The sequence below is a fragment of the Pseudoalteromonas sp. Isolate3 genome (assembly GCF_022398505.1).
In the GTDB taxonomy this organism is placed as follows: domain Bacteria; phylum Pseudomonadota; class Gammaproteobacteria; order Enterobacterales; family Alteromonadaceae; genus Pseudoalteromonas; species Pseudoalteromonas apostichopi.
This window is the reverse complement of the sequence record NZ_JAKEVN010000039.1, coordinates 22,914-33,294: the sequence shown is the minus strand read 5'-3', so window position 1 is coordinate 33,294 and position 10,381 is coordinate 22,914. Positions and strand designations below refer to the sequence as shown.

At 42.8% G+C, this 10,381-nt stretch carries 9 protein-coding genes; all 9 read left to right on the top strand.

Features of this window, described 5'->3' with window-relative positions; translation table 11 throughout:
• Positions 1–44: 44 nt before the first annotated feature.
• The 9 genes from ndk (at position 45) to der (ending at position 10,367) form a co-directional block, all read left to right on the top strand.
• Positions 45–476 carry a nucleoside-diphosphate kinase gene (ndk, locus tag L1D46_RS09945; protein ID WP_036972405.1) on the top strand — a complete coding sequence of 144 codons (432 nt, stop codon included), beginning with the start codon at positions 45–47 and terminating at the stop codon, positions 474–476.
• 171 nt (positions 477–647) lie between these two features.
• Positions 648–1,778, top strand: a complete 1,131-nt coding sequence (locus L1D46_RS09940) for a bifunctional tRNA (adenosine(37)-C2)-methyltransferase TrmG/ribosomal RNA large subunit methyltransferase RlmN (RefSeq protein WP_130052879.1) — start codon at positions 648–650, stop codon at positions 1,776–1,778.
• A gap of 113 nt (positions 1,779–1,891) precedes the next feature.
• On the top strand, positions 1,892–3,622 hold the full coding sequence (gene pilW / locus L1D46_RS09935; RefSeq protein ID WP_130052880.1) for a type IV pilus biogenesis/stability protein PilW: 1,731 nt from the start codon (positions 1,892–1,894) through the stop codon (positions 3,620–3,622).
• Complete coding sequence (locus tag L1D46_RS09930; protein ID WP_130052881.1) at positions 3,619–4,458, top strand: RodZ domain-containing protein; 840 nt, start codon at positions 3,619–3,621, stop codon at positions 4,456–4,458. Before pilW ends, L1D46_RS09930 begins: the two co-directional genes overlap by 4 nt.
• Before the next feature lie 5 nt (positions 4,459–4,463).
• Complete coding sequence (gene ispG / locus L1D46_RS09925; protein WP_167657411.1) at positions 4,464–5,582, top strand: flavodoxin-dependent (E)-4-hydroxy-3-methylbut-2-enyl-diphosphate synthase; 1,119 nt, start codon at positions 4,464–4,466, stop codon at positions 5,580–5,582.
• A 132-nt stretch (positions 5,583–5,714) separates the two neighbouring features.
• On the top strand, positions 5,715–6,989 hold the full coding sequence (hisS, locus tag L1D46_RS09920) for a histidine--tRNA ligase (RefSeq protein ID WP_130052883.1): 1,275 nt from the start codon (positions 5,715–5,717) through the stop codon (positions 6,987–6,989).
• Between the two features lie 24 nt (positions 6,990–7,013).
• Complete coding sequence (locus tag L1D46_RS09915) at positions 7,014–7,634, top strand: tetratricopeptide repeat protein (protein ID WP_130052884.1); 621 nt, start codon at positions 7,014–7,016, stop codon at positions 7,632–7,634.
• Positions 7,635–7,643: 9 nt separating this feature from the next.
• Complete coding sequence (gene bamB, locus L1D46_RS09910) at positions 7,644–8,822, top strand: outer membrane protein assembly factor BamB (protein WP_130052885.1); 1,179 nt, start codon at positions 7,644–7,646, stop codon at positions 8,820–8,822.
• A 75-nt stretch (positions 8,823–8,897) separates the two neighbouring features.
• Complete coding sequence (der, locus tag L1D46_RS09905) at positions 8,898–10,367, top strand: ribosome biogenesis GTPase Der (protein ID WP_130052886.1); 1,470 nt, start codon at positions 8,898–8,900, stop codon at positions 10,365–10,367.
• Positions 10,368–10,381 lie beyond the last annotated feature (14 nt).

Below are 10,381 nucleotides of genomic sequence, written 5' to 3'. Positions count from 1 at the left end.
CGTTAATATTTAACCTTTAAATTTAAAATTATTGGAGCATAAAGATGGCTTTAGAGCGTACTTTTTCAATCGTAAAACCTGATGCAGTTGCAAAAAACCACATCGGTGCTATCTACAACCGTTTCGAAACGGCTGGTCTTAAAATCGTTGCAGCTAAAATGGTTCACCTTTCAAAAGAAAAAGCTGAAGGTTTCTACGCTGAGCACAGCGAGCGTCCTTTCTTCGGTGCTTTAGTTGAGTTCATGACATCTGGTCCAGTAATGGTTACTGTTCTTGAAGGTGAGAACGCAGTACTTAAAAACCGTGAAATCATGGGTGCTACTAACCCTGCTGAAGCACTAGCTGGTACTTTACGTGCTGACTACGCAGACAGCATCGACGAAAATGCTGTTCACGGTTCTGACGCTGTTGAATCAGCTGCACGTGAAATCGCATACTTCTTCGCTGACGAAGAAATCTGCCCACGTACTCGTTAATTTCGAGTTCACAGCTAAGTCTGTGATGCAGAAGAAAAAGGGCTTTCGAGCCCTTTTTTAGTCATTAGCTAAGCCTATTGTAAATCTGTTTAGCTAATGACTAAGTCGATTAAATAATATACAATCGCGCACCCAAACTACTTTACCACCGTCACTGATTGAGGTTGTTTCATGACCACTGAAAAAAAGATTAATTTATTAGATTTAAACCGAGATGCAATGCGAGAGCTTTTTGTATCATTCGGTGAAAAGCCATTCCGTGGTGATCAGGTGATGAAATGGATTTATCATTTTGGTGTAGACAATTTTGACGACATGACGAACGTCAACAAAAAGCTTAAAGAAAAGCTAAAAGCGGAATGTGAAATTGTTGCTCCTGAGATCTCAGTTAGACAAGAAGCAAGCGATGGCACTATCAAATACGCCCTCATGCTGCAAGGTGGCCAAGAAGTAGAAGCTGTTTGGATCCCAGAAAAAGACCGTGCAACTTTATGTGTATCTTCTCAAGTAGGTTGTGCACTTGAATGTACCTTCTGCTCAACAGCACAACAAGGCTTTAACCGTAACTTATCTGTGTCTGAGATCATCGGTCAGGTTTGGCGTGTTGCAAAAGACATTGGTTTAAACGGCGACAGCACTAAACGCCCAGTTACTAACGTGGTAATGATGGGTATGGGTGAGCCTCTGCTTAATCTTAAAAATGTAGTGCCAGCGATGGAACTAATGATGGATGATTGGGGTTTTGGCTTATCAAAGCGTCGCGTGACATTGAGTACATCAGGTGTGGTACCTGCTCTTGATTTATTAAAAGAGAAAATCGACGTAGCACTCGCTATTTCATTACATGCGCCAAACAATGAGCTGCGTGACGTACTTGTACCTATTAATAAAAAGTACCCAATCGAAGAGTTTTTAGCGGCGTGTCGTCGTTATATTGATGGCTCTAAAGCAAACAAAGATGTGACTATCGAATACGTTATGTTGCAAGGTGTTAACGACAGCACAGATCAAGCTCATGAATTGGTTAAAACTTTGAAAGGGACACCTTCAAAAGTAAACCTGATCCCGTTTAACCCATTCCCGGGTAACGAATATGGCCGTTCTAGCAATAGCCGTATCGACCGCTTCTCTAAAGTATTACAAGCAGCGGGTATTACCTGTATTGTTCGTCGTACGCGAGGTGATGATATTGATGCTGCTTGTGGTCAATTAGTGGGTGATGTTGTCGACCGTACTAAGCGTTTAGCGAAAAAGAAAATGCGCGAAGATAACGCAATTGCGGTAAATATTCATCAAGCATAAACAGAATATTTAAAGATAAGCCTTTGTGATAAACACGTTATTTTAAAATAATAGATGCAACACAAAGGCTTTTCGGTAAGATAGGCATACGGAATCAAAGAAGAGATTAGGTAATGCGTTCTATACTTGCCATTACTGTTAGTGCATTCGCATTAACAGGGTGTGTTACAGAAAACAGCTACGACGGAAGCGACAGACCCGTTGTAGAAAAAAAGATTAATAATACCGGTGCTGCTCGTACTCGTATCGCTCTTGCGTTACAGTACTTAAAAACGGGCAACAACTCGCAAGCAAAATATAATCTAGAACGTGCCGCAGACTTTGCACCTGACCTTCCTGAAGTTCACTACTCTTTAGCCTATTACTATCAACAAGTTGATGAGCCAGATCTAGCAGATAAAGCCTATCAACGCGCCTTAAAAATCGCCCCAAATGATCCAAACACCTTAAATAACTATGGTGTCTTTTTATGTGGCATTGGCAAATACGACCGTGCAGCAGAAGAACTTCTTAAGGCGATCGCAGTTCCTAGCTATATCCGTGTAGCTGAAAGTTACGAAAACTTAGCCTTATGTGCGATTGAATTTGATGACTTTGAAAATGCAGAAAAATACCTAAAATCAGCGCTAAACCACAGCTCGCAGCGCCCTTCTTCAATGATTAGCCTAGCCGGTTTATATTACGCTAAAAGCGACCTTCATAAAGCTGAAGAGGTGATTGAAAAATACGAATCAACTGGTCGAGTTACCCCTCGTGCACTCATGCTCAGCTACCTTATTCAGCAACGTATGGGCCATATTGAAAAAGCCGAAACAACCGCAGCAATCATTTTACAAACCTACCCAGGTTCAGTAGAAGCAAAGGCCATTTCTTCTGGGCAAACTAAACGTTCTGAATTTGAAATACTACGTGAAAAATATCGTCAAACGCTGTTAGAAGAGCTTAAAATTTCTAGCGACAGCAGCATCGTCAGTAAAGATCAGCCAAAAATTCGCATAGTGAAAAGAAAAGCTCCTGATAATCAAACCCTTGTTGCTGAGGCGTCAGTGGCTGCTGCTGAGCAAGAGTCACAACTCGTAGCCAGAAGCAATGAACAGGTAGCAGCTGAGGTAAACTCAGACAGCGAAGAAAAGCCATCAACCAAAGCATTAGCCTCAACACAACCGCTCAATACAACGCCAAAGACGCTCACTGAACAAACTGACGAAGGCTTCCAAACAGTTACCTCTCGTAAAGTTAAACAATCCCCTGTTAATGCAAAGCAACAAAAACAAACAACAGCGCAAAGTAGTGATGAAGTGACCATCGTGTCATTTGGTGCGCCGCAAACGCCTAACGCTCAACAAACGCCAGCAAGCACACCAAGCACTAATAAAAATGCTGGTACTGTGGTGTTTTATGAGGCAGAAAAAGACGCAAACGTATTTAGTGGCAGTCAATATAGCAGTTCTTCAGCAGATAACACTGACTTTAGCGTGACGGATCAGCCGCTTAATTTACCAATGCTAAACGCAAATGTACCGGCGCTGAATATCCCGTATCATATTATTGAAAATGGTGAAAACCTGTTTAGTATTTCGGTGCGATACAATGTTAAACTACAGAAGATTTTGCAGTGGAATGGCTTAAAAGAATCAGACCGAGTCCAAAACGGTACTCGCATTTTTCTAAACAATCCGAATATTTATCACAATATCAGTGATGGCGACACACTTTATAGCATAGCCACACAGCATAGCGTATTAATCGATCAGTTAATGCGCTGGAACAAATTGAGCCCAGATGTAGCCCTAAAACCTGGGCATAGACTCTTATTGGTAGATCCAGACTCATACGCATTATGAATGAAGAAAACAATTTAGAACAACCGCAAGAAACGCTCGGCCAAGCACTAAAAAAGCGCCGCGAAGACACAGGCATGAGCCTTGAGCAACTTGCTGGAGCATTAAAGTTATCAGTTTTACAGTTACAACGATTAGAGAATGACGAGCATGAACTACTAGGCCCTGCAACTTTTGTGAAAGGCTATATCAAAAGTTATTGTCGTGAGCTTAAAATCGATAGCCAAGCGATGCTCGAATTATTACCAGAGCACGTTGAACCTGCAAAGAAATCTAAAATGCAGAGCTTTTCTCGCCGTACTGAAAAAGAAGCTAATGACAGCCGCTTAATGCTGTTTAGCTACTTTATCTTAGCGGTGATCATTGGCTCATCTGTGTTTTGGTGGTGGCAAAATAGCAACCAGAATATCGAGAAGCCGGTAACGACGGTGATGCCAAACCAGCTTGAAAGCAGTGATATTTCACCTGACTTAGCTGTAGCAGCGCCTGCTGAAGAAACAATCATTCAGCCTGAAGCAGATGTGCCTACAACCAGCAACGAAACACAAAGCCAAGTTGCTGCTCAGCCACAAACTGAAAAGGCTGATCCTGAGCACAGTGAAGTCGTGATGCACTTCAATGAAGATAGCTGGGTAGAAATTCATGATGGCAACGGCGATCGCATCGCTTTTGGCGTTAAAAAAGCAGGTTACATCATGAAAGTAACCGGCCCCCAACCATTTAATGTTGTATTAGGCAAACATCAAGTGGTTGATATTACGTTTCAAGGCGAAACCATCGATACCTCACATTTTGCCAAAAATCGCTTAGCTAAATTTACTTTACCGTTAACAGAGTAACCGCAATGTTTTCAGAATCTCCTATTAAACGAAGAAAATCGACCCGTATTAACGTAGGTAATGTGCCAATTGGTGATGGTGCCCCCATTGCCGTTCAATCGATGACGAACACTAATACTTTAGACATAGATGCTACAGTTGCACAAATTCAAGCTATTCAAGATGCTGGTGCTGACATTGTGCGTGTTTCAGTGCCGACTATGGAAGCAGCTGAAGCATTTAAAAGCATTAAAGAACAAGTCACTATTCCGCTGGTAACTGATATTCACTTTGACTACCGTATTGCGTTAAAAGTAGCTCAATACGGGGCTGATTGCTTACGCATTAACCCTGGTAATATTGGTAGCGAAGAACGTATTCGTGCCGTTGTAGACTCAGCAAGAGAGCACAACATTCCTATTCGTATTGGTGTTAATGGTGGTTCATTAGAGCGAGATTTACAGGAAAAATATGGTGAGCCAACACCTGAGGCACTCCTTGAATCAGCTATGCGCCACGTTGAGATCTTACAACGTTTAGACTTTGATCAATTTAAAGTATCTGTTAAAGCGTCAGATGTATTTTTAGCAGTAGGTGCATATCGATTACTTGCGAAAGAAATCGACCAGCCACTGCATTTAGGTATTACCGAAGCAGGTGGTATGCGCTCAGGTTCTGTCAAATCAGCTGTTGGCTTAGGTATGCTACTTGCCGAAGGCATTGGTGATACGTTACGTGTGTCACTTGCTGCTGACCCAGTACAAGAGATTAAAGTCGGCTTTGATATTTTAAAATCATTACGCATTCGCTCACGCGGTATTAACTTTATTGCATGTCCCAGTTGCTCACGCCAAGAGTTCGATGTCGTTAGCACCATGAACCAATTAGAAGAGCGCCTAGAAGACGTGGTTGAACCTATGTCAGTGTCTGTTATTGGGTGTGTAGTAAATGGCCCTGGCGAAGCTCTTGTCAGCGATATCGGCCTTGCTGGTGCAAATCGCCGCTCTGGCTTATATATCAACGGTGAACGTCAAAAAGCACGTATTGATAACGATAATATAGTCGAACAACTCGAAGGCTATGTACGTGACTTTATCGCTAAGAAAGAGAAAGAAACGCCAATCGACATCAAAATCGTTGAATAATTCGAATTATAGTCGGTAAACCCTCGGGTTTGCCGTTTACCTTTACCGCTTAGACGTTATAATAGCGGGTCAATTTTTAGTTTTTCTTGATGCGTGTTTTTTCAACGCAAGTACAGTATTTAGGATTTATCAGTGGCAAAACAAATTCAGGCAGTTCGTGGTATGAACGATTGTCTGCCAGGCGATACGCAAATTTGGCAGAAAGTAGAAGACATTTTACGTGAAACAGTTTCATCGTTTGGTTATCAAGAAATTCGTTTTCCAATTGTTGAATCTACCGACCTTTTCAAACGCTCTATCGGTGAAGTAACTGATATTGTAGAAAAAGAAATGTACACCTTTGCAGACCGAAATGGCGATAACTTAACGCTTCGCCCTGAAGGTACTGCGGTATGTGTTCGTGCTGGTAATCAAAACGGTTTACTGTATAACCAAGAACAACGTTTATGGTATATGGGTCCAATGTTCCGTCACGAGCGCCCGCAAAAAGGCCGTTACCGTCAATTCCACCAATTTGGCTTAGAAACATTCGGCATTGCCACTGCTGATATTGATGCAGAAGTAATTTTGCTGACAGCCCAATTATGGAAAGAGTTTGGTATCAGCGAACACGTTCGTCTTGAACTTAACTCTCTGGGCTCAAATGAAGCCCGTGCTGATTACCGAGATGCGCTTGTTGCTTACTTAGAGCAACATGTTGATGTACTCGACGAGGACTCTAAGCGTCGTATGCATTCAAACCCTTTACGTGTTTTAGATAGCAAAAACCCTGATGTACAAGCCATTTTAACTGATGCACCAAAATTATCTGAACACTTAGATGCTGAATCAAAAGAACATTTTGAAAATTTATGTGAACGTTTAGACGCTGCGGGCGTCGAATACACGGTAAATGAAAAGCTTGTACGTGGTCTTGACTATTACAACCGTACCGTTTTTGAGTGGGTAACCGATAGCCTTGGCGCCCAAGGAACCGTTTGTGCCGGTGGTCGATACGATGGTCTAGTTGAACAACTAGGCGGTAAAGCAACACCTGCGGTTGGTTTTGCAATGGGCCTTGAACGTTTAGTGTTATTACTTCAAGCACTCGAATGTGTAGGTGACATCCGCCGTAGTGCTGATGTATATTTGGCAGCCATGGGCGATAAAGCCAGTATTCAAGCGCCAATTATTGCCGCTCAATTACGTAAAGATGTTGCAGGTTTACGTGTAATGGTTCACGCAGGCGGCGGCAACTTTAAAAAACAATTAAAACGCGCAGATAAAAGCGATGCTCTCGTAGCTGTTATTATCGGCGAAGATGAATTAGAACAAGGCGTTGTGACTATTAAGTATTTACGTGAGCGTAAAGAACAAGTCACCTTAAAACTAGAAGAAGCGAAAACGCTACTAGCTGAACTTATTTAAGCTCAGCTAGCAACAGAGGTAAGCATGGAAATTTATTCAACAGAAGAACAACAAGAAGAAGCGATCAAACGCTTTTTCCGTGAAAATGGTTTAGCACTTGCAATTGGTATTGTTGCAGGTTTAGGTGGTTTATATGGTTGGAAAGCTTATAACCAAAACCAAATCACCACAGCTGAGAAAGCATCTGACTCTTTCACACAACTTGTTGAGAGCGGTACCGTGCTAGAAAAAGCGGATACGTTTATTAAAAACAACAGCGAGTCAAGCTACAGCACGCTAACAGCATTTGTAGCGGCGAAAGAAGCGGTTGATAAAAATGACCTTGATGCTGCAAGCGAAAAGCTTAACTGGATCATCACCAACGAGCAAAACCCTGAACTAAAAGCAACGGCTACAACTCGCCTTGCTCGTGTTCACCTTGCTCAAAAGCAATATGATCAAGCACTAACAACGCTAAATGCACAGCTTCCAGCATCATTTTCTGCTGCAGTTGCTGAACTAAAAGGCGATGTTTATGCTGCACAGGGCGACAAAGACCAAGCACGTAGCCAATACCAAGCTGCTGCTGATAATGGCGGCCTTGAAAACAATCCGTTATTACAAATTAAACTTGATGACTTAGCACAAACTAGCCCAGCGGCGTAAGGGGTTAAGATGAAGAAGTTAACAGCGGCAACACTTGCTCTGTGTATCGCAACCCTTACTGGGTGTTCGTCAAGTGATGACGAAGATGAGCTGGTACTGCCTGAAATTGTTAATCAATTTGAGACAGAAGTGGTTTGGCAAGAATCAATTGGTGATGGTGTTCAGCATTATTTCTCGCGCTTAACGCCGGCTATTCATAACGATGTTGTGTATGTAGCAAACCGCGAAGGTGAAGTTGAAGCCCTATCGCTTGAAAATGGCGATACGCTCTGGGAAACCGATGTGCGTGAAAACCCTACCTTCTGGCCTTGGGAAACCACAGAAAGTGCCAAGTTATCGGGTGGTATTTTACAAGCTTACGGCAAAATTTTTGTTGGTTCTGAGCATGGCTATTTAACCGCGCTTGACCGTGAAACAGGTGAAGTAGTTTGGCGTAAAACAATGCCTGGCGAAGTACTTGCAAAACCTGCTGCCGGCGACGGCCTAATTTTTGTAAATTTAGGCTCAGGTAAATTATTAGCTGTACACCCAGATACCGGTGAAGAGCGCTGGAGCTTTGAACAAGAAGTACCACCACTAACTTTACGTGGTCAAAGCTCGCCTACAGTAGCAAATGGTGGTGTATTACTAGGTCTTGAAACTGGTAAACTAAGCGTATTAATTTCTGAAAATGGTTACTCTGCTTGGAGTGCTGAAATTGCTTCTCCAAAAGGTGCGTCTGAGTTTGAACGTTTAGTTGATGTAGATACACAAGCATTGATTAGCGGCCCGTATGCTTATGCAATCGCCTATAATGGTAATTTAGCGGCCGTAGATATTCGTTCTGGTAATGTTGTTTGGAAACGTGAATACAGCAGCTACCGTGACTTATCTATGGATGGTCAATCTATCTATGTTGTTGATAGCGATGGAGTTATTTACGGCCTAGATAAAACATCAGGTATTGAGCGTTGGAGCCAACCAGCTCTACGCGGCTGGTACTTAACAGGCCCTACCGTGGCTGGTAAGTATTTAGCATTGGGTGACCAAGAAGGTAACCTACACTGGTTAGACAAAGAAACGGGCGAGCTTGTATCGCGCGAAGATTTTGACAGCTCAGGTTTCTTCATTGAGCCAGTTGTTGCCGGTGACAAATTGATTTTATACACCCGAGATGGTGAAGTTAGCGCGGTTAAAATTCCAAACTAACTTACTAATAGTAAACGTTATTTTTCTAAGGCTTCGCTTGGCGAAGCCTTTTGTTGTTTTTTTAAGAGGTAGTTTATGCTTCCCGTGATCGCTCTTGTTGGGCGACCCAATGTGGGCAAATCCACATTATTTAACCGTTTAACACGTACTCGTGACGCCCTCGTAGCCGACTTCCCTGGCTTAACACGAGATAGAAAATATGGCCAAGCTGATTACGATGGCTATGAATTTATCGTGGTAGACACGGGTGGTATTGACGGTTCTGAGCAAGGTATCGAAACCGAAATGGCTGAACAATCGCTTCTGGCAATTGAAGAAGCGGATATCGTGCTATTTCTAGTTGATGCCCGTGCAGGTATGACTGCCGCAGACCAAGCAATTGCTAATCACCTACGTAAACAACAGAAGAAATGTTTTGTTGTGGCAAACAAAGTGGATGGCATTGATGCTGACTCATACTGTGCTGAGTTCTACCAGCTAAGCTTAGGTGACGTGCATCACATTGCTGCGGCTCACGGCCGTGGTATCACGCAACTACTCGAAACGACCTTACAGCCAGTTATTGCTGAACTTGCAGGCGAAAGTGAAGAGCTTGAAGAAAGTGATGACGAACTCGTTGATCTTTACAGCGAAGATGAAGACGCTGAAGACAATCAACAAGCCTTTGCCGACAAGCCAGTAAAACTTGCAATTATCGGCCGCCCTAACGTTGGTAAGTCAACACTTACCAACCGTATCTTAGGTGAAGAACGTGTAATCGTTTACGATATGCCGGGTACAACTCGTGACTCTATCTATATTCCGATGACACGTAATGACAAAGAATACATTCTTATTGATACCGCGGGTGTTCGTAAGCGAAAGAAAGTAAGCGATGTTGTAGAAAAGTTCTCTGTGATCAAAACCCTTAAAGCGATTGAAGACGCTAACGTTGTATTACTAGTGGTTGATGCTCGCGAAGGTATTTCTGATCAAGACTTAAGCTTATTAGGTTTCGCCTTAAACGCAGGACGTTCATTGGTTGTTGCTGTTAACAAATGGGATGGCCTTGATGATTACGTTAAAGAACGTATTAAGTCAGAGCTTGACCGCCGTTTAGGTTTTATCGATTTCGCACGTTTACACTTTATCTCTGCTTTACATGGCACAGGTGTAGGTCACTTATTTGAGTCAGTAGATGAAGCGTACGAGTCAGCAACTAAGCGTATTAGCACCGCGATGCTGCGTCGTATCATGGATATGGCACAAGCCGATCACCAACCGCCACTTGTTCGCGGTCGTCGTGTGAAACTTAAATATGCCCACGCAGGTGGCTATAACCCACCACGTATCGTGATCCACGGTAACCAAGTTCATGACTTACCAGATAGTTACAAACGCTACCTAATGAACTATTACCGTAAAGCATTAGGTATTATGGGCACGCCAATCAAAATTGAATTTAGAGAAGGCGACAACCCATACGCGGGCCGCACCAACAAAGTGACCTTATCGCAAAAACGTAAGATTCGTGCATTTGCGAAAGAAAACCGCAACAAGTCGTAGCTACTACAGCTAAG

What these genes read in the sequence shown, in the direction of transcription:
- L1D46_RS09940 (WP_130052879.1), top strand. Translation starts at nt 648, where the DNA reads ATGACCACTGAAAAAAAGATTAATTTATTAGATTTAAACCGAGATGCA.
- L1D46_RS09930 (WP_130052881.1), top strand. Translation starts at nt 3,619, where the DNA reads ATGAATGAAGAAAACAATTTAGAACAACCGCAAGAAACGCTCGGCCAA.
- ispG (WP_167657411.1), top strand. Translation starts at nt 4,464, where the DNA reads ATGTTTTCAGAATCTCCTATTAAACGAAGAAAATCGACCCGTATTAAC.
- L1D46_RS09915 (WP_130052884.1), top strand. Translation starts at nt 7,014, where the DNA reads ATGGAAATTTATTCAACAGAAGAACAACAAGAAGAAGCGATCAAACGC.
- ndk (WP_036972405.1), top strand. Translation starts at nt 45, where the DNA reads ATGGCTTTAGAGCGTACTTTTTCAATCGTAAAACCTGATGCAGTTGCA.
- der (WP_130052886.1), top strand. Translation starts at nt 8,898, where the DNA reads ATGCTTCCCGTGATCGCTCTTGTTGGGCGACCCAATGTGGGCAAATCC.
- pilW (WP_130052880.1), top strand. Translation starts at nt 1,892, where the DNA reads ATGCGTTCTATACTTGCCATTACTGTTAGTGCATTCGCATTAACAGGG.
- bamB (WP_130052885.1), top strand. Translation starts at nt 7,644, where the DNA reads ATGAAGAAGTTAACAGCGGCAACACTTGCTCTGTGTATCGCAACCCTT.